The organism is Verrucosispora sp. CNZ293, assembly GCF_002754655.1.
On sequence record NZ_PEFR01000001.1, the window covers coordinates 4,338,546 to 4,362,907 of the forward strand.

A 24,362-nucleotide genomic window follows, 5' to 3' on the forward strand; every position below is an offset into this window, starting at 1 on the left:
CATCCCACACCTCTCAGCAGGGAGTCGAGGACGTGAGCGAGCAGGAGACCAAGGCACGGCGGCGGCTGGCCGAGCAGCTGGCGGCTCAGAAGGCAGCCGAGGCGAAGCGCCGCCGGCAGGCCTGGGCCGGCGCGTTCGCCGGGATCGCCGTCGTGGCGGTGCTGATCACCGTGTTCGTGATCGTGGGCCAGCGTGGTGGTGACGACGCCCCCGAGCAGGCCGCTGGTACACCCTCCGCCCCGGCCGAGGCGACGAACGAGCCGGCCGCGCCGCCCGCGCCGCAGCTGCCGGAGGGCGCGGACCCGGCTCTGGGCAGCAAGCCGACGGTCGCCGCCGGCGAGGGCAAGTTGACCAAGCTGACGGTGACCCCGCTGATCGAGGGCACCGGGCCGAAGGTCACGGCCGGCCAGTCGATCACCACCAACTACGTGGGCGTCTTCTACGAGAACGGCGAGGAGTTCGACTCCTCCTGGGAACGGGGACAGCCGGCCACCTTCCCGATCGGCGTCGGACAGGTCATCCCGGGCTGGGACAAGGGCCTGGTCGGCGTGACCGTGGGCAGCCGGGTGCAGCTCGACATCCCGGCCGAGGACGCGTACGGCGAGGGTGGGGGCGGTCGTCCGGCGGGCCCGCTGCGCTTCGTGGTGGACGTGCTCGCCGCCGAGTGAACCCCGGGTCGGGTCGCCCGACAGCAACTGAACATCGATGCCGTTGACCACAGATGGCTTCCGGACGGTCACCGACCGGCAGTAGGTTCGGCAAGCGTCCCGGGCACCCTTCGCCCGGGACGCTTATCGAAGCGAACGCGGAGGTGCACGTGACGGCAGTGGACGCCGACGGGCGGACCGCCCGGTTGATGTGGACGCACTACGAACCGGTGCACGCCGTCACGTACTTCCACCCGCGCGCCCGCGCCGCCTACGGGGCGGCCGGGCTTCGCGGCTACTGGCGGGGTTACTTCGCCGGTCGGGCCGCTCCGCTCGGGCCGACCGGGCCGGCTCCGGTGATCGCCGCCTTCTACAACTTCGCGCCGCACATGGTGATCCGGGCCCTGCCGGCGGTGTGGCAGCTGGCCACGCCGGACCAGGCGCTGCGCGCCCGGCTGACCGGGGCGGTGCAGGCGCTCGCCGAGTTGACCTACGAGCTGCCCGAGCGGCACCTCGTCGAGGCCGCCGATCTGCTGGAGGCCGCGACCGACGGGCTCGAGACCGGCGGCCGGGTGCTCGGCGCGGCGAACGCGGCCCTGCCGCGGGGTGAGTATCCGCTGGCGCGGCTCTGGCAGGCCGCCACCACGCTGCGCGAACATCGCGGCGACGGGCACGTGGCGGCGCTTGTCGCCGCCGATCTCGACCCGGTGGAGACGCTGGCCTGGCGGGTCGCTGTGGACATGCCACCGGCCAACCTGCTCGGCCGGGGATGGTCGGAGCAGGAGTGGTCCCAGGCGCGCGAGCGGCTCACGGCCCGTGGCTGGCTGAACACCGACGGAAAGCCGACGGAGCGTGGACGATCGGCTTTCCAGGCGATCGAGGACGCCACCGACGTCGCCGCCACCCGCCCCTGGCTCACCCTCGGCGCCGACCGCGCGCACCGCCTACGCGAGCTGCTCGACCCGATCGCCCGCGCCGCCCACACGGTGATCCCGCCGGACAGCCCCATCGGCCTCCCACCCCTGGCGAGTTGACCAAGAGGTTTTCGTCTGATTCCTCGCCGACCCCGACGCAAACTTCTTGATCAACGCGGGGTCTGTGGGAACGGGTGGGGGAGGATGGGGGTGTGACTGTGGATGGGGTGGTTTTCGACCTTGACGGGGTGATCGTCGACTCCGAGCCGGTGTGGGAGGAGGTTCGGCGCGCCTATGTGGCCGAGCACGGGGGTGAGTGGCAGGACGACACCCAGCGTCGGCTGATGGGGATGAGCACCGGCGAGTGGGTCCGGTACCTCAGCGACGAGTTGGGGGTGCGGCGCACCGCCGACCAGGTCGCCGCCGAGGTGGTCGAGGAGATGGCCCGCCGGTACGCGGCCCGGGTGCCGGTGATCGACGGTGCCGTCGACGTGGTCCGCCGGCTGGCCGCGCGGTGGCCCCTGGGGCTGGCCAGTTCCTCACCGACCCGGCTGATCGCCGCGGCGCTGGCCGCCACCGACCTGACCGACGCGTTCCGCAGCACCCTGTCGACCGAGGAGACCGAGCGCGGCAAGCCGGCCCCGGACGTCTACCTGAGTGTGGCCCGGCGACTCGGCCTCGACCCGACGCGTTGCGTGGCGGTGGAGGACTCCTCCAACGGGGTCCGTTCGGCGGCTGCCGCCGGGATGGCGGTGGTGGCGGTGCCGCACGGTGCGTACCCGCTGGATTCCGACGCTCGACGGCTGGCCGTGACGGTGTTGGACTCGATCGACGAGCTGACCCCGGAGGTCGTCGACCGGCTGGGCTGAACCGGCACCGGGCGGTCCCCGGCCCGCCTACGGTCGGTGGCATGAAGGCGATGGTGTACGAGCGCACCGGTGACCCCTCGGTGCTCCAGTTGGTCGAGCGTCCGGTGCCGGAACCCGGTCCGGGTGAGCTGCTGGTGCGGGTCGCGGTGTCCGGGGTTAATCCGACGGACTGGAAGTCGCGTCGGCAGGGTCCGCTGCCGGCCGGCTGGCAGACACCCGGCCAGGACGGCGCCGGGGTGGTCGAGGCGGTCGGCGAGGGTGTCGACCGGGAACTGATCGGCGAACGGGTGTGGATCTGGGAGGCCGCCTGGCAGCGTCCCTGGGGCACCGCCGCCGAGTACACGGTGGTTCCGGTCCGCCAGGCGGTACGCCTCGGCGACGCGTCCTTCGAGTTGGGCGCCTGCCTGGGTATTCCGTTCCTGACGGCGCACCGGTGCCTGACCGCCGGTGAGTATCTGCCGGACAGCCTGCGCCCGGGGGCGCTGAGCGATCACACGGTGCTGGTGCAGGGCGGGGCGGGTGCCGTCGGCAACGCGGCGATCCAGCTTGCGGCCTGGGCCGACGCCTGTGTGATCGCCACGGTGAGCAGTGCCGAGAAGGCTCAACTGGCTGCGGCGGCCGGTGCCTCGGCGGTTGTCAACTATCGGGAGCAGGACGTCGTGGAGGAGGTCCGCAAGCTCGCACCCGACGGGGTGCACGGCATCGTGGAGGTCTCCCCCACCCGCAACGCGGCCACCGACGTACGGTTGCTGCGCCCGGGCGGGGTGGTCTGCGCGTACGCCGACGACGGCGGCGACGAGGTGACGCTGCCGATCCGGCCGCTGATGGTGCCGAACGCCCGCTGGCAGTTCGTGCTTGTCTACACGATGCCGAAGGCGGCCAAGGCGCAGGCGGTGGTGGACGTCGCGGCGGCCGCCGCGCAGGGCGGGATCCGGGTCGGTGCGGAGGCCGGCCTGCCGTTGCACTCCTACCCGCTGTCGGCGACCGCCGCCGCGCATCAGGCGGTGGAGGACTCGGTGGTCGGCAAGGTGCTGCTCAGCGCCCGCGAGTAGGCGGTTCTGACCTGGGATTTTTCGCCGTCCCCAGGACAGAGGCGAACAAGTTTCGCAATACTGGCGTTGCGGGTCGCCCCGCAAGGAACGGGCGGCCCCGGCGCGGTGCGAACGCCGGGGCCGCCCACCGGAGAGAGGTCTGTGCGGGCCACCACTCCCAACGGCGATGATGCGCCGAAAAACGTTACGGCGTGGCCAGTTCCCGCACATTCAGGTCGCCGTCGGCGTACCGGGAGCGCACCACCTTCTTGTCGAACTTGCCGACGCTCGTCTTCGGCACCGCCTCGACGAACGCCCAGCGCTCCGGCAACTGCCAGCGTGCCACCGATCCGGCGAGGAACTCGCGCAACTCCTCCGGGGTCGCCGAGGCACCCTCCCGGAGCACCACCGTGGCCAGCGGTCGCTCGTCCCACCGCTGGTCCGGTACGCCCACCACGCACGCCTCCAGCACCGCCGGGTGGGCCATCAACGCGTTCTCCAACTCCACCGAGGAGATCCACTCCCCACCGGACTTGATCACGTCCTTGGCCCGGTCGGTGAGGGTGATGTAGCCGTCCGCCGACAGGGTGCCCACATCACCGGTACGCAGCCAGCCGTCGCGGAACTTCTCCGGGTCCGGCGCGTCGTCGCCGACGTACCGCTCGGTGATCCACGGCCCACGGACCTCCAGCTCACCGACGGAGGCCCCGTCGGCGGGCAGCGGCTCCCCGGCCGGGCCCACGATGCGGGCCCGCACCCCCGCCGGCACCCGCCCCTGCGTGTACCGGTACCGCCACGCCTCGTCTCCGGTCGCGCCGGCTGGCGGGCGGGCGACCGAGCCCAGCGGCGACATCTCGGTCATCCCCCAGGCGTGGATGACGTCGACGCCGTGCCGCTCGTCGAACGCGTGCATCAGCGACGGCGGGCAGGCCGAACCACCGACGATCACCTCCTTGAGCGAGGAGGTGTCGGTGTCGTGGCTGTCCAGGTAGGACAGCAGGTCGGTCCAGATGGTCGGCACCGCGCCGGCCAGGGTCGGCCGCTCAGCGGCGATCATCTCGGCGATCGGCGCGGCCTGGAGGAAGCGGTCCGGCATCACCAGTGACGCGCCGGAGAGAAAGGCCGCGAACGGCAGTCCCCACGACATCGCGTGGAACATCGGCACGATGGCCAGCTCGCGGTCGGTCGGCCCGAGCCCGAACCCCTCCGGCATGCAGATCTGCAACGAGTGCAGATAGATCGAGCGGTGCGAGTAGGCCACCCCCTTGGGGTTGCCGGTGGTGCCGGAGGTGTAGCAGAGGGCGGCGGCATCGCGTTCGTCGATCTCGGGCCAGTCGTACACCTCCGGCCGCCCGGCCAGCAGCGCGTCCCAGTGGTGTACGACGATCCGGTCGCCCGCCGCCGCCACCAGGGGAGCGGGATCGCCACCACCGACCACCACCACGTGTCGCACGCTTGTCATGCCACCGAGCGACTTCGCCAGCAGCGGGATCAGCGTCGAGTCGACGAGCACCACCCGGTCCTCGGCGTGGTTGGCGATGTAGGTGACCTGGTCGGGAAAGAGCCGGATGTTGAGCGTGTGCAGCACCGCGCCCATGCTGGGCACGGCGAAGTACGCCACCAGGTGCTCGGTGTTGTTCCACATGAAGGTGGCGACCCGCTCGTCGCCGGTCACCCCGCACTCCGCCCGCAGGGCGTGCGCGAGCCGGGCGGCGTCCCGGCCGACCTCCGCGTACGTGCTGCGGCGCGGCTCGGCGCCGGTCCACGTCACCACCTCGGCCGTGCCGTGCACGGTGGCGCCGTGTTCGAGGATCCGGGAGACCTGAAGAGGGGCGTCCATCATCGTGCTACGCATGGGTAACAAATTAGTGTCGCCGGTCACACGTTGGGAACCCCCGTAAATTGTCCGGGTGAGCATCTCCTGGGCTGATTCGTACGTCGGGCAGCTACGCGCCCTGGCCGGCGACCGGACGCTGATGTTCGTCGGCGCGCGAGCCGTGGTGCGCGACAACTCGGCCCGCATCCTGCTGATCCGCCGCTCCGACAACGGGCAGTGGGCGTTGCCCGCCGGTGCGATGGAGCTGGGCGAGTCGATCGCGGACTGCGCCGTGCGGGAGGTACGCGAGGAAACCGGGCTCAGGGCGCTGCGGGTGAGCGCCTTCGCGCTCTACACCGGCCCGGACCGCACGCACACGAACATGTACGGCCACACCTATCAGATCTTCACCACCGCGTTCCGGGTCGAGGAGTGGGACGGCCGACTGGCCCGGATCACCGACGAGACCATCGACGCGGGCTTCTTCCACCGCGAGGCGATGCCCCAACCCCTCTCGGCCAGCGTCCTGGAGACCCTTGCCGACCTGGACGTCTTCGAGCAGACCAACCGCCTGATCCTGAAATAGCGCCACCCCACCCGCCACCCCCGGCGATCTTGCACTCTCTGTCGCGACATTACGCCTCATACACGGCAATTCGGCGACGGAAACTGCAAGATCGCGGGGATCGGCGTACGGGTCAGTGCTTGCCCTCGGCGAACTCCTCGACGATCTTGGCGCAGAAGGCCGGCAGGTCGTCCGGCTTACGGCTGCTGACCAGTCCGTTGTCGGTCACGACCTGCTCGTCGACCCACTCCGCACCGGCGTTCACCAGGTCGGTACGCAGGCTCGGCCAACTGGTCAGCCGACGACCCCGCACCACGTCGGCCTCGACGAGCGTCCACGGGCCGTGGCAGATCACCCCGACCGGCTTGCCGGCGTCGAAGAACGACCGCACGAACCGGACCGCGTCGGAGTCGGTACGCAGGAAGTCCGGGTTGGCCACCCCACCGGGCAGGACCAGCGCGTCGTACCGGGCGGGATCCGCGTCGGCCACGCGCACATCCACCTCGTACGTGGTGGACGGGTCCAGGTGTTCGAAGGAAGTGATCTTCCCGGGCTTGATCGACACCAGCTCGGCGGTCGCGCCGGCCTGCTCGACGGCCTGACGCGGCTGGACGTACTCGACCTCCTCCACGCCGTCGGTGGCCAGGAAGGCGATCCGCTTACCCTGCAACGTCGCTGCCATGGTGTTCTCCTCTCCGGGGGTTTCGTCCGTATCCGTTCCCGACACCGACGTCACGAAACGCGGCGCAGCGGGTGGCCCACCGCACGTCGCCGTCGGCGGGTGCCCGGTCGGCAGGTTTGACCCCGCCGACCGGAGGGGAACCGCCGGCATGGCACGAGCAGCAGCAGCGGAACAGCTCCGGCTCGCCGATGTTGTGCAGAGCTGGCTCGGACGTCCGGTCCTGGTGATCGGCGACGCCATGCTCGACGAGTGGCGGTTCGCCGACTCCGACCGGTTGTGCCGGGAGGCCCCCGCCCCGGTCCTCACCCTGCGCCGCCGCATCACGGCGGCGGGCGGCGCCGCCAACACCGCCGTCAACATCGCCACGCTGGGCGGGCGCTCGGCGCTCGTGGCACCGGTCGGGGCCGACGCGGCCGGCGACGAACTGCACGACTGCCTCGACCGGGCCGGCGTCTGGGACCGCACGGTCAGCCAGCTTGGGCGGCCCACCCCGGTCAAGCGGCGGATGCTGGCCGGCGACCAGATCCTGCTGCGGGAGGACTCCGGCGACCCGGACGACCCGCTCAACGACGTGGGAGTGGACTGCCTGCTCACCGCCCTGGACTGCGCGAGCGAGGAGTTGCGGGCCGCCAGCGGAGGCGAAGCCCCGGCCCTCGTGGTCTGCGACTACGGCCTGGGAGCCCTGCCCGCGCCGGTACGCGCCTGGCTGGTCGAGCACCGGGACCGGTACGCCACTGTCGCGCTCGACGCCCACGACCTCGCCGACTGGCGGGGCCTCGCTCCGACAGTGGTCACCCCGAGCTTCGCGGAGGCCACCCGACTGCTCGCCCGCGCGGGCCTGGCCGGGCCGGTCACCAGCCCGGCCGGTGCCGCTGGCCCAGCCGGTGCCGCTGGCCCAGCCGGTGCCGTTGGCCTGGGCGGTGCCGCCGACCGGGCGGGTGCCGCTGGTCTGGGCGGTGCCGGAACCCTGTCAAACGGGGACGGTGCCTCGACAGGTGGCCGCGAGCTGCACCTGGAACATCCCGAGGTCGATCTGGCGGACGGGCCTTCCGAGCTGACCGTGGGAACGGCACCGGGTGCGGCGGGGATGCGTCGTACCGACGGGCCCACAGGTGAACCCACCCCGGCTGAGAGCCGGGTGGCGATGACCCGCGACGGGCTCAGCGTGACCGGTACCGGGGTGACAGTGAACGCCGAGGTCGGCGCCGGTGTGGACCGGGCCGTCCTGGCCGAGTCCCGGCTCGCCGAACTGCGCGCCCACACCGGCGCGGCGGTGGTCGCGGTGACCCTGGACACCGAGGGCGCGGTGGTCGGCGGGATCGACGGTCAGCCCGCCCGCAGCCACAGCACACCGGTGCCGGCCAGCCACGCCGTCGGTGCCGGTGACGCCTACCTGGCGGCGATGACACTGGCGCTGGCCGCCGACGCTCCGCTGTCCACCGCCGCCCAACTGGCCCAGCTCGCCGCGACCAGCACCGTGGCCGGCACCGGCACCTGCGTGTGCCGCCGCGAGGACCTGCTGGCCGCGCTGGGCCGACCGACACCCGACGGCCGGCAGGTGCTCGTCGACACCGGGTACCTGACGGAGATCGTCGCCGAGCACCGGCGGGCCGGCCGCTCGATCGTCTTCACGAACGGCTGCTTCGACGTCCTGCACCGGGGACACGTGCGCTACCTGGAACAGGCGCGCGCCCTCGGCGACCTGCTGGTGGTGGCGGTCAACTCCGACGGCAGCGTACGGCGGCTGAAGGGCGCGGACCGACCGGTGAACCCGATCGAGGACCGCGCCGCCCTGCTCGCCGCACTGGCCTGCGTCGACCACGTGGTGGTGTTCGAGGAGGATTCGCCGGCCACCCTCATCGAAGCCGTCCGGCCGGACGTCTACGTCAAGGGCGGCGACTATCCGCCCGAGCTGGTGCCGGAAGCGCCGCTGGTGCAACGGCTGGGCGGTCAGGTGCGCACCCTGGGGTACGTGCCGGACCGGTCCACCTCGGCGATCATCGACCGGATCCGCGCGTACGGTCAGGAGGGCGTGACCGGCGCGGAGGCCGGGCCGACCACTCCCGCGTCCGAGGTGGAGACCTCCGGCACCACCGCCACGACAGGTGCGGACGCGCCGCCGCTGACCGGCAAGGCGCCGTGAACCGACCCCTCGACGCCGGCACGCCCGCGCAGTTCCGCGCCGACCGGCTGGTCGACGTGCTCGTACCGACCCGTGACCGTCCCACCGAACTCGCCGTCACCCTCTCCGGGCTCGCCGCCCAGGAGGGGGTGCCGGGATTCGGGGTGGTGGTCAGCGACCAGTCCGACGGCGACCCCGGGTACGGCCACCCGGCGGCGGCCACCATGGTCCGGGCGCTGCGCCACCGGGGACATCCGGTGCTGCTCACCCGACGGCTGCCCCGGCGTGGGCTCGCCGAGCACCGCAGTTTCCTGCTCGCCGCCTCCGCCGCCCGGTACGTGCTCTTCCTCGACGACGACGTCTGGCTGGAACCGGGGGCGCTGCGCCGGCTGGTGACCGCGATCGGCGAACTGGGCTGCGGCTTCGTCGGCAACGGGGTGCACGGCCTGTCCTACCTGGACGACGTACGGCCACACACGCACCGGCACTACCGCGAGTGGACCGGCCGGCCGGTCCCGGAGCGGGTCCGGCCGGGCACGCCCGAGTGGGACCGGGCGCAGATCCACTCTGCGGCGAACCTGCTGCATGTCACCGCGTCGCTCGCGCTGCCGGAAGGTGACTGGCGGGCGTACCAGGTCTCCTGGGTCGGCGGGTGCGTGCTCTACGACCGGGCCAAGCTGATCGACGCCGGTGGTTTCGACTTCTGGCGGCGGGTGCCGACGCGACACCAGGGCGAGGACGTCGCCGCGCAGCTCGCCGTGCTGGCGCGCCACGGCGGCGCCGGCGTCCTGCCCAGCGGGGCCTACCACCTGGAGTCGCCGACCACTGTCACAGAACGGGACGTGGAGGCGTGGGAGGTGGTTCTCGCCGATCCGGACCCGGGCGCCTGATCTCAGCGGAACAGCAGCTCGCGGGCGGCTTCCAGCACCTCGGCCAGCGGCACGTCGGTGACGAAGGAGTCGCGGTGCGGGCAGTCGCCGTCGCCGGGACGGTGCGGGTAGATGCCGGGGGTGCAGTCCACGCCGCAGACCGGGCAGTGCACGGTCCACGAGGTGATCGGCCGGTGTCGTCCCCGCAGCACGGGGGCGGTGGTGATCAGGTTGCCGACCCAGAAGATGCCGACGGTGGGAGTGCCGACGGCGGCGGCCAGGTGCAGTGGACCTGTGTCGTTGGAGACGACCAGTTCGCACCCGGCGTAACAGCCGGCCAGCCCGCCGAGGCTGAGCGTGCCCACGTGCGGACGGACCGGCACACCTGCGGCGGCGACCACCTGGTCGACCACGTCCTGCTCGGCGGGGGTGCCGGTGACCAGCACCTCGTACCCGTCGGTGTGCAGCGTCCGGGCCACCTGCCCGAAGCGGTCGGCGGGCCAGCGACGGCGGGTGTCGGTCGCTCCGGGATGCAACGCCACCCGGGGGCGTTCCGGTTCGCCGAGCACCGTCCGCGCCTCGGCCCGGTCGGCGTCGGTGACCGCCAGCGCCGGGGTGATGGTGGTGGCCGGCGCACCCACGAGTGCCACCGCCTCCAGGTAGCGGATCACCTCGTGTTGGTAGTAGACGTAGCGCAGCCAGCGGTCAAGTGGCGGCGCGTCCTCCGCCCGCAGGCCAGCGGTGACCCGGGCTCCGAGCGCGGCCACCAGCGGGTTGGAGTTGGCACCACCGCCGTGCAGTTGCAGTGCCACGTCGAAGCGTTCCGCGCGGGCGGCGGCCAGGAAGTCCACGATGCTGGACTCGGGTTCGCCAGCGGTCGCCGTCCGGATCCCCGGCGCGGGCGGCACCACAAGTACCCGGTCGACCGGGCCCGGCCGGTCGCGCCACAGCTGCGCGTGCCAGGGCGCGCCGAGCAACACGATCTCCGCCTGGGGGTACGCGGCCCGCAGCGCCTCCAACGCCGGCAGCACGAAGATGAAGTCACCCAGCGCATTGGCGCGCAGCACGGCGATCCGGGCCACGTCGGGTACCCGTTCGGCGGCCTCTTCCAGCAGGGCCACTCGGCGCGCTACCGGTCGGAATCGCCGGTGGCGACGTCCGGCTGGTGCAGTTCCCGGTCCGCCGCCGGGTCGAAGCTGCTCGGTACGCCACCGGACGGGCCGGCGGAACGTGGACCGGTACGGCCGACGGTGATGGTGCGCGGCTCGGGTCGGTTCGCCCGGGGCAGCCGTACCCGCAGCAGACCGTGGTCCATGAGCGCGTCGATGGCCTGCGGGTCCACCCGCGACGGCAACTGCACGCGGTACTCGAAGCCCCGGGTCTCGAACCCGCCGGGGATCCCGTGGTCGGCGTTGACCTCGGCCTCGGTGCGTGCCCGTACACACAGCTCACGGTCGTCCAGTTCCACCGCGACCTCCTCCGGAGCGACGCCGGGCAGCCGGACGATCACCTCCCAGCCGTCGCTTGTCTCACCCAACTCCACCTCGGGCGGCCCCGGTCGACCACCGACCAGCCGGCTCAGCTCGGCTCGCAACGACTGCAACTCGCCCATCGGGTCCCAGCCCTGCTGACCGCCGCGCCAACCGCGTCCCGGCCTGGTCATCGCACATCTCCCATCCGTTGACTGGCGGCCGCCGGCCGCAAGGAACTGGGCGCGTCGAGGCCCGCGTCCCGGTCGACCCCGACGCCGAGCCGGTCGACGAGTTCGCCGCCCAGCCAGCCGCCGACGCCGAGAATGCCGAGCGCCACCACCTCGATGGCGATCAGCGCCCCACCGGCACCCCGTGAGTCGGCGTTGAGCCGTACCGCCCAGACGGCGGCGAAGAGCAGGATCACCGCCACGTTCGCGGCGGCGTGGGTCAGCGCCACCCGCTTGGCCCGGGTACCCGACGGGATGGCCAGCAGGTCGAACGTCCCGGCCGCGGCGGCCAGCAGGCCGCCGATCAGACCGACTGTGAGGTTCCAGTACGCCACCTCGCCGAGGAAGTCCGGCCCGCCGACCGTGTCGATGACGTCGAAGAGCACGGCGGTGACGAGCAGGGCGAACGGAAACATCACGAGCATCGGATGGACGGGGTGCCCCAGGATCTTGAGCCGACTCTCCATCTCCGGGCCTCCACTGCTCTCCGATGGCGCTCGTTGGGCCGGTACCCCGGCCATCGGGGCACAAACCTCGCGGCCGGGCGCGACTAGACTGACCGTGGCGGTTTCCCGCCCCGGGTGCCGCCCACCACGGTCAACTCCACGGGGAGGCACCCAGTGACGGTGGAGATCACATCCGCAGCCGAATTGACCGAGTTGCTCGGCACCCCAGCCCCCCGCGCAGTCGCCAAGGAGCGCACCCGGCTGCACGAGCGTGACCGGCAGTGGCTCGCCGCCTCGCCGTTCTGCCTGGTGGCCACCGCCGGGGCGGACGGCACCTGCGACGTCTCCCCCAAGGGCGACCCCGCGGGTTTCGCCCTGGTGCTCGACGACCGGACCATCGCCATTCCGGAGCGTCCCGGCAACAAGCGGGCCGACGGTTACCGCAACATCCTGGCGAACCCGCACGTCGGCCTGATCTTCTTCATTCCCGGGCGCACCGACACCCTGCGGATCAACGGCCGGGCACGGCTGCTGCGCGACGCAACCTGGTTCGACGAGATGACGGTCAAGGGGCACCGTCCGGTGCTCGCGGTGGTGGTCGAGATCGAGCAGATCTTCTACCACTGCTCGAAGGCGTTCCTCCGGTCGCAGCTGTGGCAGCCGGAGACCTGGCCGACAGACCCGCTGCCCAGCCGGGCCCGGCTGATCAAGGAGGTCGAGGCTCCGGCGGAGACCCTCGACGACCTCGAACGCCACTACGGCCCCCAGTACGCCGCCACCCTCTACACCTGACCCGCCCGCTCCTTCGACGATGCTGCTGGCGCATGCCTCACCGGCGTCGCGACATCCTCCGGTCAGGTGGTGGGCGGGGCGACGGCGACCATCCAGAGGTGACCGTCGGGGTCGGCGAAGGTGCCCGCGTACCCCCAGGGCTGCTGGCCTGGTTCGGTAACCACCTCCGCGCCGGCGGCCCGGGCCTGCTCGATCAGCGCGTCCACCCCGTCCGTACCCGTGACGGTCAGGCCGAGCACGCACTCGCTGTGCCGTGAGTCGGCCACCTCCCGACCACCGAGCACCCAGCCGAAGCCGCCGGTGGGCACCAGCATCAGCCGCAGCCCACCGTTGACCTCGAACTGCAACGGCTCGGGCAGCCCGTCCTCGGCCGGCTCACCGACGCTGGCCAGACCGAGCGCGGCCCGGTAGAAGTCGTGGGAGACCTGTCGGTCGGCGATCGGGAGGCTGACGACAACCGGCGCAGCGTACACAGGGACCTCCGGTGAGTTGTGGATTCGCCATCGAACGCTCGCAACCTAACGCTGCCGTCCGACAGACAGCGGCCAACCCGCTGTCGGCGCGGGCCACCGCATGACAGACGTCCTAGCTTCGGGGGATCACCGTGGTGGTGACGATGACACTGTTGACGACGGTCGCGGTCACGGTCCGGGTCACGGCTTCCGCTGCGGCGCCGGCTCCCCAGTTGCCCTTCTCCAGTTCCTTGGCGCGGGTGATCACCGGTGAGGTCCAGGGAATGTCGCGGTGGAACTGGGGCAGAGTTCCGCTGCCCGAGAGCAGCGCCGCGAGCGCGGCTACCCGGGCCGACGGTTCCGCACCGTCCACGAGGACCTGCCGGACCTCCTCCAGCAGACGCGCCCGGCGTCCGCTGCCACCGTCGCGTAGCGCTGTCGTACGGAACAGGCCGAGCATCTTGCGATCCTCCCGGCTGATGTCGCCGCGTTCGATGAGCCGCTCCAACACCGGCTTGCGCAGTTCGGGACCGATCGCGGCGAGAACCGTCTGCACGCCTCTGGGTTTCTCGGAGACGTAGTCCCACGCCGATCGGAGAAGATCGTCCGAAGGGGCATTACCTTCGACGATCTTCACCTTGCGCCGGTCCGCCATGGTCACCCGGTCGTTCAGAGCGAGATCCGCGAGTACGGCTCCCGCGAGGACGTAGAAGAGGGTGTTCTCGCCGGCGATGGTGCCCGACCTCGGCTGGAACAACAGCAGCAGCAGGTCCTCCACCAGAGTCGGTGCTGCGGATTGCCTCGTCTCACCGGTCACTGACGCTCCTTCGTCGTACATCTCTTCGGGCAGTGTGCATCTGGTCGAACGGACAGTCGGGGTCAACGGCGGCGCGCTTGCCGCCTCAGCGGCGGGGCTCCCAGCTGAAGAGGCGGCTGGCCAGCACGACGGCGACGACGACCCAGCCCAGCGTCGGGCCCAGCAGGAGCAGCGAGTCGGTCACGGCGACGCCGCCGTTCCAGGCGTTCATCACCATCTCGGTGGCGGAACCACCGGGCAGCAGCCGCTTGATCAGGGCGAGATCCTCGGTGCCGCTGATACCTACCCAACTGGCCACACCGATCACGCCGAGGGTGACCGGCAGGGTGGTGACCTGGGCGTGCTCGGGTGAATTCGTCAGGCCGGCGGTGGCCAGCCCCAGGCCGAGCAGCATGGCCACGGTCGCGACGATCGCCACCACCAGCAGGGGTACGTTGGCCGGCCCGCCGGCGACCATGGCCAACGCGGTCAGGATCGCGGCCACCTGCACCACGGCGACGACGGTGGCGGGCAGCAACAGGCCGGCGATGATGCCGGTGTCCCCGATGGCCGTGGAGCGCAGCCGCTTGAGGAACAGATTCTGCCGCCGGGACGCCAGGGTGGTCACGGTCGTGGCGTAGAGCCCGAACGCGGCCACGGTGAACAGCACGATCGCCGCGATGTAGCCGAGGCTGCCGAGGGCCGCGAAGGTCTCGTGCTGGCGGACGAAGTATCCGGAGACGACCACCGGGATGATGAAGCTGGTGATCAGCACCAGGCGGTTCCGGAAGATCTGGATCAGCTCGCTGAAGGCGATGGGGAACACGGAAGAAATTCCTCTCGGGGAACGAGTCAGTTGCTGATGGCGCGGAAGACGTTGTCGAGACGGGTCGGCCCGGCCTCCAGGTCGCGCAGCTCGACGGCGTGGTCCTGCGCCCAGGAGAGCAGGATGTGCAGGTCCTTCTGCAGACCGAAGGTCTCGACCGCGACCTTGCCGTCGCCGTTGGTGGCGGCCTGCAACGGCAGCGCCGGTGCCGTCGGCGGCAGGGAGAAGCGGATGACCGCCGGGAGCGTGCGGGTCAGTTCGGAGACCGTGCCCTCCCGGTGGAAGGTGCCCTCGTGCATGAGCCCGATCCGGTCGGCGCGCTGCTGCGCCTCCTCCAGGTAGTGCGTGGTCAGCACGATCGTGGCGCCGTTCTCGCGGAGCCGGTCCACTGTCATCCACAGGTGGTCTCGCGACTGGACGTCCAGGCCGGTGGTCGGCTCGTCCAGAAAGATCAGCTCTGGGGTGCCGTAGACGGCTGTGGCGAAGTCCAACCGCCGCTTCTCCCCGCCGGAGAGCTGGGACACTTTCTGGCCGGCCTTGCCGGTGAGGTCGACGATGTCGAGCACCCGGTCGACATCGTCGCTCCGCCGGGTGAGGGCGCCGATCAGGCGTACCGACTCACGGACCGTGAGGTCCGGGGAGAAACCGCTCTCCTGGAGCATGACGCCCATCCGGGGACGTACCACATCACGGTCGCGCGGGCTGTGCCCGAAGACGCGTACGGTGCCGGAGGTCGGCGCCCGGTGCCCCTCGATGGTCTCCAGGGTCGAGGTCTTCCCCGCCCCGTTCGTGCCGAGCAGCGCATAAAGTTCCCCCCGCCGGACCTCGAAGGAGAGGTCCTTCACGGCGTGGAAGTCGCCGTACCTGACGTTGAGCCGTTCGACTTCGATCACTGGTGTCGTGGACATGTCCCAATGACAGCAGCGCCCGCTCCAATCGGTCAGGGTCGCCATGTCACCACCACGTATGACGTGGTGTCACTGCTCGCCCCGCCTGGACATGGGAATACTGGCTGGGTGACCGCGAGATCGCCGGCCTTCACCAAGACGACGCAGAAGCGACTGCGCCGGATCAATCTCATCACGTCGCTCCCACCTGTCGTGTTCGCCGCTGTGGTGCTCCTGGCCACCGACGCGCGCACCTGGTGGCATCTCGTCGTCCTGGCCCCGGGTGCCGTGGCGGCGGTGGTGGCCTTCGAACGCTGGACGGCGGACGACCTCGCCCGGGTCGCCCTGCCCTGCCTGATCGTCGCGGCTGTGGTGTGGCCGTTCGGGGTGCTGCTGACCGGCAGCCCCAACGCCTACTGGAGCGTCTGCGCCGTAGGGTCCCTCGCCCTACGTCAGGTCCGGCGCCGTCGGAACCTGGCAGCGGTCCTGCTGTTCAGCTACGTCGCCGCCATCGGCACGACGCGGCTCCTGGTGCAGCAGGACAACGTACGCGGCGTCCTGATCACCTACGTCCTCGTTCCGACGGTCCTCACCATCCTGGTGACCGTCCTGACGGTCATCGGCGAGCGTTTCTACGACCTCATCCGGGAACTCGATCACGCCCGGGAACGGGAGGCGGAGCTCGCGGTCATCCGCGAACGCGTCCGCTTCGCCAGCGATCTGCACGACATCCAGGGCCACACCCTGCACGTGGTCAAGCTGAAGATCGCACTGGCGCGGAAGCTGGTGCTCCGCGACGCCGATCGAGCCGAGAAGGAGCTGCGCGAGACGTACGCTCTGGTGAGCGACACCATCACCCAGACCAAGGAGCTGGCGTACGCCCAGCGCCGGCTCAACCTCTCGGCGGAACTCGAGAATGCGAAGAACCTGTTCGAGGCGGCGGGCATCCGGGTGCGGGTGACCCGGGAGGCCGAGGTGGACGCGCGGAGCAGCGAACTGCTCGGCCAGGTGCTGCGCGAGACCACCACGAACATCCTGCGGCACGCACAGGCCAGCCAGGTGCAGATCACGCTCTCCGAAACCGGCATCGCGATCGTCAACGACGGCGTGGCCAGCGACACGCTACCCGAGCTCAGAGGGCTGTCCAGCCTCCGGCAACGGTTGGCAGCCGACGGCGGCGAACTGGCTGTGGAGCAGCAGGACGGACGCTTCCTGACCGCCGCGAGGTTTCCGCCCGCTCGTGCCGGTGTTTCCCCCGGCGGCGCTGCGGAGGGTGACCGATGACGACCACGATCGTGCTCGCGGACGACGAGGCTCTGCTGCGCAAGGCGCTTGCCGCGCTGCTGCCGCTCGAAGGCGACATCACAGTCGTCGCCGAGTCGACCGACGGCGAGACAGCCGTCGAAGCCACCCTGCGACACCGGCCCGACGTACTGGTCATCGACCTGGAGATGCCCGGCGTGGACGGTCTCGGTGCCATCACCCAGATCCGTCGCGACCGACCGGAACAGGTGGTCCTCATGCTGACCCGGCACGCCCGGCCCGGCGTACTGCGCAAGGCGCTGAAGCTCGGCGTCCAGGGGTTCGTCAGCAAGTCGGCCGAGCCGGCACACATCGCCTCGGTCATCACCGACCTGCACGCCGGCAAACGGTGGATCGACCCGGACGTGTCCGCGCTCGCCATCGTCGACGACTGTCCGCTGACCGAGCGCGAACTCGACGTGCTACGGGTGACAAGCGAGGGCTACTCGGTGGCCGACATCGCCGCCCGGCTCCATCTCGCGCAGGGCACCGTCCGCAACTACCTCTCCAACGCCATGCAGAAGACCCAGACCCACACCCGCCACGAAGCCGCCCGCTACGCCCGCGAGCACGACTGGCTGTGACCAGAAACGCCACATCAGGAGATATCGGATGTTGAACCCGGTCCAGACGCAGCGCATCGAGGGCGTTGTCGTGGCAGCCTTCGCCGTCGTGGTCACCGTCGCCGTCGGGTACGCGTGGTGGTGGCTGCTCGCCCTCTTCCTGATCTTCGACCTGTCGATGGTCGGCTATCTGCGCGGCCCGCGAGTGGGTGCCGTCTGCTACAACCTGGGGCACTCCTACGCGCTGCCGGCGTTGCTCGGCGCGGTTGCGGTGGCCTTCGCCGCGTTCCGTGACCCGATCGACTGGCTCGGCATTCTCGCCATCGCATGGGCGTTCCACATCGCCGTCGACCGCGCCCTCGGCTACGGCCTCAAGACCACCGAGGGGTTCGAGCACACCCACCTCGGCTCGATCGGCAAGTCCAAGCGGTCCGCCAGCTGATCAGCTTGACCATGCCGTGACAGCCCGCGCCACACCTGCCGCAGCAGCTTCCTTTGCTGCTCCCACGGCCTAGGCACCCCGCCCGATGTAGCCCCGGGTCCATGACTCCATGAATCGCCCCCAGGTGATCGGTCGGGCTCGGTGCAGGTAGGCCGCCATCAGGGCCAGTCCGCCACCGCCCGTCGAGAGGAGCAGCCAACGGGGCAGCTCGCGCGATACCGGGGCTGGGGCACAGGCGGTGGGCGTGTAGTCCACGGTCATCCGGGTCTGCGGCGGCGGGATGTGCTCTCCGGGAAACGCCTTCCGGTCGATGCCGCAGTAGACCGGTCCTTCGCTCGAATCGATCGACAGCAGTGCCGAGACAGGGCGTCCGTTGCGGTCGGCCTCGACGGAGACCACGGTGCCGGGGACCAACTCGCCAGCCGGCGGCGGCGGCCCCAGATCGGCGAACAGGCCCGCCAGGAGAAGCGCGGTCGAGGCCATGACGCCAAATATGGTGAACCTGGGCCACAGCGGTAAGCGGGACGCTCGCCGCCGTTTGCGGCCCGAGAGAGGCATGGCCGAGACGTTAGTCGGCTCGAACAAGACCTTTCTCGCGGCATCCGGCTGGTCATGATCGGCAGTCAACCCTGTCGTCCCGCCTCACCCGCCGCGCACCTTGAGCAGGTGCGCGGCGGACGACGGACGTCAGCCGACCATGCGTTCGACCCCCGGCTGGACCTGGATGCCGTCGGCGAACTCGATGATGTCCTGCTGGGTCCAGCCGCGGGCGTCCCAGATCTGCACAAGCATCCAGACGCCGTCGGGCTGCTTGACCCACAGGTTCTTGCCGTGACCGATGCCATCGCCGTTATTGAGCACGCCAGGCTTGCCGCCGACCTCAACTTGCGTACCGGTCGGGGTGGAGCGGTCGCTCGCCGACTGCAACATGATGCCGATCTTGCCGATGAATGCCATCGGGTTCTTGTCCGCCGCGTTCTTCGGAGCGATCGTCAGCTCGCTGGTGGTGCCGCCCTGGATCTCCCAGCCCGCTGGGACCTTGTCGATCGTGAAGCCTTGAGGCTGCTCGCCCTCGTAGGCCACGAGGCGGGTAGCCACGACGTGGGCCGGCGCGTTGTCGGGAGTGGTGACGGTCGGGCCGGCCTGGGTGCCGTAGGTGACGGCGACGGCCAGCGCGACGACCGCGAACGCCGAGGTGCCGAGCGCGCGGGCGGACCGGCGGCGGCGCAGCGCCCGGCGGCCCCGGGCCAGGTCGGCGTCGACCTCGACGGCCGACGGCTCGGCGGCTGGGCCGGCGATTCGGTCGAGCCGGTCGTGCAGATCCATCATCGGGTGACTCCTGTCAGGGAAGATTCGTCAAGGGCGGCCCGCAACCGGTCCAGGGCGCGGGCGGTCTGGCTCTTCACCGTTCCCTCGGAGCAGCCGAGGGCGTCGCCGGTGTCGGCTACGGAAAGGTCGTAGAAATAGCGGAAAACCACTGCGGCGCGCATCTTTGGTGGCAATTCGCGGAGGGCCGCGCGGAGGCCGTCGTCGAGGTCGCCGCCGCTGCCCGGTTCGGCGCGGGAACGGTCCGGAAGGTCCGCCACCGAGCGTTCGTGGCGACGCCACCACCGACGGCGTTCGTCGGTGAGCGCGTTGACCAGGGTCCGGCGCAGGTAGCCCTCGATGTTGTCCGCCCGCTGGACCGCCGGCCAGGCGACGTACAGCTTGGTCAGCGTGGACTGGACCAGATCCTCGGCCAGATGCGCGTCACCACCGGTCAGCAGCGTCGCTGTTCGTACCAGCCGGGAGCGCCGGCTGAGCACGAAGCTGTGGAACTGCTCGTCACGGTCACATTTCACACAGTCTCTCCTTCACTCTCACAGCCCCCTGACGATTCGCGAGCGAACGGGGTTGCATGGCGGAGAGTGAAGGCCCCAATGCTTCGGCCGCGCCGAACAGGTCCCCTTCGCGGGTTGTCGACCTGAGAAACGGCGAAGCCCAGGTCGATGACCTGGGCTTGCGTACCGAGCCGCCTGACGGAATCGAACCGTCGACCTACGCATTACGAGTGCGTCGCTCTGCCGACTGAGCTAAGGCGGCAACGGTGCTCAAGTGTACGGCACGCGCCGCTCCCCGGCCGAGCGGGATTGCCCCGAGGCGAACGAACCGGGCACCCGGGGCGTTTCCGGGGTCGTCGGGGCACCCGGGCCGCACTACGCTGCGGCGAATGACCGACGATCACACCCCTCGCGACGAACCGGTCGACGTCGGGCCGCCGTCCGGCGACCGGACGCAGCCGCCGGGGCCGTACGCCGGGGAGGCGGCAGGTGGCCGGGCGTCCCGGCGGCCCCGCAGCACCGATCCGCTGGAGTTGGGCTTCACGCCCCGCAAGCCGGTGCCGTGGCTCGCACCGTTCCTGCTGATCAGCACCGGCCTGCGTACGCTGCTGGCGATGTTGTTCGGGGCCTACCTGGACAAGCGGGAACTCCAGAAGGCGCTGGACGCGGAGATCTCCCGGCAGGTGGGGCCGGACGGGGGGCTCTGGCTCGACTACGTGGCCGACCTGGGGGACGGGTTCAATGCCACCTATTCCGTGGCGTACCTGCTCGCCCAGCGGGAGATCGCCGTGGACGGGCACCGACTGCCCCGGGCACAGACCCTGGTGATGGGTGGCGACCAGGTCTACCCGTCGGCGGAGTACGCGGCGTACGAGGACCGGTGCAAGGGGCCGTACCAGGCGGCACTGCCGGCCACCCCGGCGGAGCAGCCGACGATCTTCGCGGTGCCCGGCAACCACGACTGGTACGACGGGCTCACGGCGTTCCTGCGGCTGTTCGTCCGTACCCGGGACCGGCACTTCGGCGGCTGGCGTACCGGCCAGTCCCGGTCGTACTTCGCCGCCGAACTGCCGGCCGACTGGTGGTTGCTGGGTCTCGACGACCAGTCCGGCTCGTACGTCGACGACCCGCAGCTCACCTACTTCGACGCGGTGGCGAAGCGGCTCGGGCCGCAGAGCCGGGTGATCCTGGCGGTGCCGGCTCCGGCCTGGGTCAAGGCCGTCGACCAGCCCACCGCGTACGACTCGATCGACTACTTCATCCGGACCATCGTCGCGCCCACCGGCGCTCAGGTCCGCCTGCTGATCTCCGGCGACCTGCACCACTATGCGCGGTACACCGGGCCGGACGGGCGGCAACTTGTCACCTGCGGCAGCGGTGGTGCCTACCTGTACCCCACGCACAAGCTGCCCGAGCGCATCGAGGTGCCACCACGGGACACCCTGGCCCGACGGTCCAGCCCGTCCCGAGCGTACGAGTTGGCGGGCAGGTACCCCGACGCCGCCCGCTCCCGCCGGTACGGCTGGGGGATCTTCGCCCGGCTACCGCGCCGCAACCCGGGCTTCTCGACGCTGCTGGGCGTCCTGCAAACCCTGCTGATGCTCTCCATGGCCGGCGTGATCGACTTCCGTTCCGAGGCTTCCGAGCAGCGGCTGTTCAGTGTGCCGCTGGTGATGATGGTGCTGGTGACGGTGCTCGGGGCGGCGATGTTCGCGAAACCGCCGAGTTCCAGCGGCAAGCGGCACGCCCGGCACTGGATCCTCGGCGTCGGGCACGGGTTGGCGCACGTCGGCCTGGCCGCCGCCGGCACCTGGGCCTGGCTGGCCCTGCCGTTCCACGACTGGTCATGGCCGCTGCCGGCGGTGGCTGCGGCAGCGGTCTACCTGCCGGTGATCGGGCTGGTGGCCAGCCAGCTGGTGGCCGCCTACCTGCTGCTCGCGAGCGCCTTCGGGGTGAACGTCAACGAGTTGTTCGCCGGGCAGGGTATCGAGGACGCCAAGGGCTTCGTCAGGATGCGCATCGACCCCGACGGCGCCCTCACCCTCTACCCGATCGCCGTCGACCGCGTCGCCCGCGACTGGCAGGTCAACCCGGACCACTCCCCCGAGTCCTCCTGGCTAACCCCCACCACCCCCCTGGCCCCCCGCCTGGCCGAACCCCCCATCACCCTCACCTGACCACCCCAACCAGCGAGGTGATCAAGAAGTTTGCGTCGTCAGCAGGGCCGGTCGAGGGCGCAAACTCCTTGGTCAACTCGGTCCGGGGCGGCGAGGGACGGGTCAGCGCGTCGGGTTGTCGGAGGGTGACTGGTCGCGGGTGTCGTAGGCGCGGCGGGAGCCGCAGACGTCGGCGCGGGAGCACCGGGAGCGCGAGCCGTCGGCGTCCAGGCGGACGGTGACCGCGTCCCTCGGGACGCTGTGGCCGACGACGCGGCCCTCGCCCTCGGGCGTGCTGACCCGGGCGCCGATCGCCGGGGCGGACTCCTGGAACTTCTGGTAAAGCGGATGCTCGTACTTGAGGCAGCACATCAGCCGACCGCACGCGCCGGAGATGCGCAGCGGGTTGAGCGGCAGGTCCTGGTCCTTGGCCATCCGGATGGTGACCGGCTCGAAGTCGTTCAGGAAGGTGGCACAGCACAGGTCCCGACCGCAGGAGCCGATGCCGCCCTGCACCCGCGCGGAGTCGCGGGCCGACAACTGGCGCAACTCCACCCGGCAGTGCAGGGTCGCACCGAGATCGCGGACCAGGGAGCGGAAGTCCACCCGGTGCGGGGCGGTGAAGTAGATGGTGCTGCGCTCACCGCCGCCTTCGCCGTTGCCGAGCACGTGGTCTACCGCCACCACCTTCATCGGCAGCCCGTGCTCGCGGATCAGCCGCTTCGCCGCCACCTTCGCCTCGGCCTTGCGCCGCCGCAGTTCCTCGTCGCGGCGCAGATCCTCCTCCTGCGCCAGCCCGGCCAGCCGGGGGAAGCCCGCTGTCTCCTCGGTGACCCACTGCGCCGCCCACACGCACTCCGCCACCTCGGGGCCGTCATCGGTGGGCACCAGCACCTTGTCGCCCACCTGCGGTCGGAAGTCACCGGGATCCAGGTAGTAGAGGCGCCCGTACCGCTGGAAGCTGACCGCGCAGAGCATGCCCATTGCCTCACCCTACGTCGCGCGAGCCGGATCACCGCTTGCACTCCGCCTCGGCTCGACCGAGGACTTCGACGCACCGCCTGGCCAGGTAGCCATCCACGGTTGTCGACTTGACCGATCCCCATCCCGACCACCGGTACGACGATGCCGCCCGGACGGCTGAAACCTGCGTCGCGGGCGGGACAAGACCGAGCCGAGCGCGTTGAGTGGAGACAGACCTGCGGGGGGTGCAGGGAAGGTCACGGCGTCGCTGACGGGCCGCCCGGGAGGGTGCCCGTGAGCGACGCCGTGCGCCTGTTGAGGGGCGTCACCAACCGACGCGGGTCGTCCGGCCACCGGCCGGGCCACCACCGGTGTCCGGCCGGAACCGCCCGCCACCCGGTCGCCACGGAGACTCGGCCAGGCTCGGTGCCCACTGCCGCAACAGGGTCTCCGCTCCGTCGTACGCGACACAGAGCACCGCAAGCACCCGGGCACCGATCTCGGCCGCGGCGATCCCACCTGACCTGGCCGGCCCGGCGTCCGCCGCCTTCGGGCGAACCGACGTGGCGGCGACGACGGCCACCGCCTCGGTCGAGCCGACCACCTCGGCCAGTGCCCGGGCGACGGCCAGTCGACTGCCTTCCACCCAGTCGGCCAACGCGTCGGCGTAGCCGGCGGTGGCCTCCAGTCGGCCGACCAGGCTCTCGGGGCCCTCGTCCAGATGCCGCAGCAGCGTCGCCCGGGACTGGCCGTACGCCATGGCTGCCGAACCGGACCAGAGCACCGGATCGGTGAGCGCGGCGCAGGCGTGGTCGTAGCCGTGCACGTGCCGACGCACGGCGTGCCCGGCGGTGGCCAGCGGCGCCGGCCGCAGTTCGAGGAAGCCGCGCAGCGCGTCACCGGGCAGCACCTGCATCCGGCGCAACAGCGGCCAGACCCGGTGCCCCTCGGGAGCACCGGCCGCGAGCAGCGTGTCGACCCGCCCCAGCAGGTCGAGGCCGGGCTCGGCGAGCCGGTCGAGAAAATCCATCACGCCTCACCGGCGAGCCGGCGGGAGACGGTGGAGTCGGTGTCGGCGTAGCGGTCGGCCGCCGTGCGCAGCGCGGCGGCCACGGCTGCCACCTGGCCGGCGGCGGTGTGCGCCTCCCTGGCCCGGTCGCCGGTGGCGGCCACCCACTGCCGGTGCAGCGCCCGACCCACCTCGCCCGGCCGGCCCGGCGCGTCGGCACCGAACGCCACCTGCGCCGGGTCGCCGGCCGTGACCGATCGGGAGAGCGCGGTAAGCGTGGCGCTCGCCTCGTCGAGGCGGCCGGCCAAGGTGCGAAGGCTGTCCATCTCAGGCCCCCGTCAGCGGTCGGTAGGCGGTGAAGGTCTCGTTGTGCAGCTTTTCCCTGGCCCATTCCGCGGCGTCGGCGGCGGCGGTGACCGCAGCCCGCACCGAGTCGGCCACGTCGCGCGGCGCACGGGCATGCAGGGGGCCGAGGAATCGCACGTCGGTGATCCGGCCGCCGGCGGTCACCACCACCTCGACCAGGCCGTCCGGCGACCGGACGGTGACCTCGACCGTCGCCACGGCCTGGTCGAACTCGGCCTGGAGAGACTCGATGCGGCGGTAGCGCCGGACCGCCTCCTCAATCCACGCCTCGTCGATCTCACCCCGCGGCATCGCCGGACTCCTCCCGGTTTCATCACTGTGCGTGCCG

28 protein-coding genes and 1 tRNA gene are annotated in these 24,362 nt (G+C 71.2%); 12 read left to right on the forward strand and 17 right to left on the reverse strand.

What is annotated here, in order from left to right; all coding sequences use genetic code 11:
• Nucleotides 1–32 precede the first annotated feature (32 nt).
• The 4 genes from CLT74_RS19710 to CLT74_RS19725 all read left to right on the forward strand — a co-directional run bounded on the left by CLT74_RS19710 (nucleotide 33) and on the right by CLT74_RS19725 (nucleotide 3,482).
• Complete coding sequence (locus CLT74_RS19710) at nucleotides 33–668, forward strand: FKBP-type peptidyl-prolyl cis-trans isomerase (RefSeq protein WP_099847843.1); 636 nt, start codon at nucleotides 33–35, stop codon at nucleotides 666–668.
• A gap of 188 nt (nucleotides 669–856) precedes the next feature.
• On the forward strand, nucleotides 857–1,681 hold the full coding sequence (locus CLT74_RS19715; protein ID WP_099852419.1) for an SCO6745 family protein: 825 nt from the start codon (nucleotides 857–859) through the stop codon (nucleotides 1,679–1,681).
• Between the two features lie 92 nt (nucleotides 1,682–1,773).
• Complete coding sequence (locus CLT74_RS19720; RefSeq protein ID WP_099852421.1) at nucleotides 1,774–2,430, forward strand: HAD family hydrolase; 657 nt, start codon at nucleotides 1,774–1,776, stop codon at nucleotides 2,428–2,430.
• A 41-nt stretch (nucleotides 2,431–2,471) separates the two neighbouring features.
• On the forward strand, nucleotides 2,472–3,482 hold the full coding sequence (locus tag CLT74_RS19725) for an NADPH:quinone reductase (protein ID WP_099847844.1): 1,011 nt from the start codon (nucleotides 2,472–2,474) through the stop codon (nucleotides 3,480–3,482).
• 184 nt (nucleotides 3,483–3,666) lie between these two features.
• Here CLT74_RS19725 and CLT74_RS19730 read toward each other — a convergent pair whose 3' ends face one another.
• A complete protein-coding gene (locus CLT74_RS19730; protein WP_099847845.1) occupies nucleotides 3,667–5,316 on the reverse strand; it encodes a fatty acid--CoA ligase in 1,650 nt (549 codons plus the stop codon).
• A gap of 55 nt (nucleotides 5,317–5,371) precedes the next feature.
• Here CLT74_RS19730 and CLT74_RS19735 point away from each other — a divergent pair, with 55 nt between their 5' ends.
• A complete protein-coding gene (locus CLT74_RS19735; RefSeq protein WP_099847846.1) occupies nucleotides 5,372–5,863 on the forward strand; it encodes an NUDIX hydrolase in 492 nt (163 codons plus the stop codon).
• A 112-nt stretch (nucleotides 5,864–5,975) separates the two neighbouring features.
• Here CLT74_RS19735 and CLT74_RS19740 read toward each other — a convergent pair whose 3' ends face one another.
• On the reverse strand, nucleotides 5,976–6,524 hold the full coding sequence (locus CLT74_RS19740) for a type 1 glutamine amidotransferase domain-containing protein (protein ID WP_099847847.1): 549 nt from the start codon (nucleotides 6,522–6,524) through the stop codon (nucleotides 5,976–5,978).
• A gap of 148 nt (nucleotides 6,525–6,672) precedes the next feature.
• On the opposite strand from CLT74_RS19740, the gene rfaE2 reads away from it, so the two are divergent.
• Both rfaE2 and CLT74_RS19750 read left to right on the forward strand, forming a co-directional pair.
• Nucleotides 6,673–8,667: a D-glycero-beta-D-manno-heptose 1-phosphate adenylyltransferase gene (gene rfaE2, locus CLT74_RS19745; protein ID WP_099847848.1), complete on the forward strand. Its 1,995-nt coding sequence runs from the start codon at nucleotides 6,673–6,675 to the stop codon at nucleotides 8,665–8,667.
• Nucleotides 8,664–9,536 (forward strand): glycosyltransferase family A protein, encoded by an 873-nt coding sequence (locus CLT74_RS19750; RefSeq protein ID WP_099847849.1) that lies wholly within the window; start codon nucleotides 8,664–8,666, stop codon nucleotides 9,534–9,536. The genes rfaE2 and CLT74_RS19750 overlap by 4 nt, the downstream gene beginning before the upstream one ends.
• A gap of 2 nt (nucleotides 9,537–9,538) precedes the next feature.
• On the opposite strand, the gene CLT74_RS19755 is transcribed toward CLT74_RS19750, so the two are convergent.
• From CLT74_RS19755 to CLT74_RS19765, 3 genes are read right to left on the reverse strand one after another with little or no spacing between them, the layout of a single operon-like run.
• Nucleotides 9,539–10,636, reverse strand: coding sequence for a glycosyltransferase family 9 protein (locus CLT74_RS19755; protein WP_099847850.1), 1,098 nt, complete (start codon nucleotides 10,634–10,636; stop codon nucleotides 9,539–9,541).
• Between the two features lie 8 nt (nucleotides 10,637–10,644).
• The gene (locus tag CLT74_RS19760) at nucleotides 10,645–11,178 is read right to left on the reverse strand and encodes an Hsp20/alpha crystallin family protein (protein WP_099847851.1); all 534 of its coding nucleotides are present in this window, start codon (nucleotides 11,176–11,178) and stop codon (nucleotides 10,645–10,647) included.
• Nucleotides 11,175–11,681, reverse strand: a complete 507-nt coding sequence (locus tag CLT74_RS19765; RefSeq protein ID WP_099847852.1) for a DUF2231 domain-containing protein — start codon at nucleotides 11,679–11,681, stop codon at nucleotides 11,175–11,177. The genes CLT74_RS19760 and CLT74_RS19765 overlap by 4 nt, the downstream gene beginning before the upstream one ends.
• Nucleotides 11,682–11,834: 153 nt before the next feature.
• Here CLT74_RS19765 and CLT74_RS19770 point away from each other — a divergent pair, with 153 nt between their 5' ends.
• A complete protein-coding gene (locus tag CLT74_RS19770; protein ID WP_099847853.1) occupies nucleotides 11,835–12,452 on the forward strand; it encodes a pyridoxamine 5'-phosphate oxidase family protein in 618 nt (205 codons plus the stop codon).
• 62 nt (nucleotides 12,453–12,514) lie between these two features.
• On the opposite strand, the gene CLT74_RS19775 is transcribed toward CLT74_RS19770, so the two are convergent.
• From CLT74_RS19775 to CLT74_RS19790, 4 genes are all read right to left on the reverse strand, one after another.
• Nucleotides 12,515–12,925 carry a VOC family protein gene (locus CLT74_RS19775; RefSeq protein WP_099847854.1) on the reverse strand — a complete coding sequence of 137 codons (411 nt, stop codon included), beginning with the start codon at nucleotides 12,923–12,925 and terminating at the stop codon, nucleotides 12,515–12,517.
• A 112-nt stretch (nucleotides 12,926–13,037) separates the two neighbouring features.
• Nucleotides 13,038–13,721: a GOLPH3/VPS74 family protein gene (locus CLT74_RS19780; protein WP_199172227.1), complete on the reverse strand. Its 684-nt coding sequence runs from the start codon at nucleotides 13,719–13,721 to the stop codon at nucleotides 13,038–13,040.
• An 85-nt stretch (nucleotides 13,722–13,806) separates the two neighbouring features.
• Nucleotides 13,807–14,526, reverse strand: coding sequence for an ABC transporter permease (locus CLT74_RS19785; RefSeq protein WP_099847856.1), 720 nt, complete (start codon nucleotides 14,524–14,526; stop codon nucleotides 13,807–13,809).
• A gap of 26 nt (nucleotides 14,527–14,552) precedes the next feature.
• Nucleotides 14,553–15,434, reverse strand: a complete 882-nt coding sequence (locus CLT74_RS19790; protein WP_099847857.1) for an ABC transporter ATP-binding protein — start codon at nucleotides 15,432–15,434, stop codon at nucleotides 14,553–14,555.
• A gap of 108 nt (nucleotides 15,435–15,542) precedes the next feature.
• Here CLT74_RS19790 and CLT74_RS19795 point away from each other — a divergent pair, with 108 nt between their 5' ends.
• Genes CLT74_RS19795 through CLT74_RS19805 form a run of 3 tightly spaced genes read left to right on the forward strand, consistent with a single transcriptional unit; the run spans nucleotide 15,543 to nucleotide 17,720 of the window.
• Nucleotides 15,543–16,697: a histidine kinase gene (locus CLT74_RS19795; RefSeq protein ID WP_199172228.1), complete on the forward strand. Its 1,155-nt coding sequence runs from the start codon at nucleotides 15,543–15,545 to the stop codon at nucleotides 16,695–16,697.
• On the forward strand, nucleotides 16,694–17,299 hold the full coding sequence (locus CLT74_RS19800) for a response regulator transcription factor (RefSeq protein WP_099847859.1): 606 nt from the start codon (nucleotides 16,694–16,696) through the stop codon (nucleotides 17,297–17,299). Before CLT74_RS19795 ends, CLT74_RS19800 begins: the two co-directional genes overlap by 4 nt.
• A gap of 28 nt (nucleotides 17,300–17,327) precedes the next feature.
• Nucleotides 17,328–17,720, forward strand: coding sequence for a DUF4260 domain-containing protein (locus CLT74_RS19805; RefSeq protein ID WP_099847860.1), 393 nt, complete (start codon nucleotides 17,328–17,330; stop codon nucleotides 17,718–17,720).
• A gap of 69 nt (nucleotides 17,721–17,789) precedes the next feature.
• Here the strand turns inward: CLT74_RS19805 and CLT74_RS19810 are convergent, their stop codons facing one another.
• From CLT74_RS19810 to CLT74_RS19825, 4 genes are all read right to left on the reverse strand, one after another.
• Nucleotides 17,790–18,203, reverse strand: a complete 414-nt coding sequence (locus CLT74_RS19810; RefSeq protein ID WP_099847861.1) for a hypothetical protein — start codon at nucleotides 18,201–18,203, stop codon at nucleotides 17,790–17,792.
• Between the two features lie 204 nt (nucleotides 18,204–18,407).
• Nucleotides 18,408–19,049, reverse strand: coding sequence for a hypothetical protein (locus tag CLT74_RS19815; RefSeq protein WP_143697191.1), 642 nt, complete (start codon nucleotides 19,047–19,049; stop codon nucleotides 18,408–18,410).
• Nucleotides 19,046–19,561 (reverse strand): SigE family RNA polymerase sigma factor, encoded by a 516-nt coding sequence (locus CLT74_RS19820; protein ID WP_099847863.1) that lies wholly within the window; start codon nucleotides 19,559–19,561, stop codon nucleotides 19,046–19,048. Before CLT74_RS19820 ends, CLT74_RS19815 begins: the two co-directional genes overlap by 4 nt.
• 168 nt (nucleotides 19,562–19,729) lie before the next feature.
• Nucleotides 19,730–19,802, reverse strand: a tRNA-Thr gene (locus CLT74_RS19825).
• A 127-nt stretch (nucleotides 19,803–19,929) separates the two neighbouring features.
• Between CLT74_RS19825 and CLT74_RS19830 the strand changes: the two genes are divergently transcribed.
• Entirely contained in the window at nucleotides 19,930–21,717 is a 1,788-nt protein-coding gene (locus tag CLT74_RS19830) for a metallophosphoesterase (protein WP_099847864.1), read from the forward strand.
• 102 nt (nucleotides 21,718–21,819) lie between these two features.
• Here CLT74_RS19830 and CLT74_RS19835 read toward each other — a convergent pair whose 3' ends face one another.
• The 4 genes from CLT74_RS19835 to CLT74_RS19850 form a co-directional block, all read right to left on the reverse strand.
• Nucleotides 21,820–22,680, reverse strand: coding sequence for a regulatory iron-sulfur-containing complex subunit RicT (locus CLT74_RS19835; protein ID WP_099847865.1), 861 nt, complete (start codon nucleotides 22,678–22,680; stop codon nucleotides 21,820–21,822).
• Nucleotides 22,681–22,984: 304 nt separating this feature from the next.
• Nucleotides 22,985–23,689 (reverse strand): hypothetical protein, encoded by a 705-nt coding sequence (locus tag CLT74_RS19840; RefSeq protein ID WP_099852423.1) that lies wholly within the window; start codon nucleotides 23,687–23,689, stop codon nucleotides 22,985–22,987.
• Complete coding sequence (locus CLT74_RS19845; RefSeq protein WP_099847866.1) at nucleotides 23,689–23,994, reverse strand: hypothetical protein; 306 nt, start codon at nucleotides 23,992–23,994, stop codon at nucleotides 23,689–23,691. Before CLT74_RS19845 ends, CLT74_RS19840 begins: the two co-directional genes overlap by 1 nt.
• A 1-nt stretch (nucleotide 23,995) precedes the next feature.
• A complete protein-coding gene (locus CLT74_RS19850; RefSeq protein WP_099847867.1) occupies nucleotides 23,996–24,325 on the reverse strand; it encodes a YbaB/EbfC family nucleoid-associated protein in 330 nt (109 codons plus the stop codon).
• Between the last annotated feature and the right edge of the window lie 37 nt (nucleotides 24,326–24,362).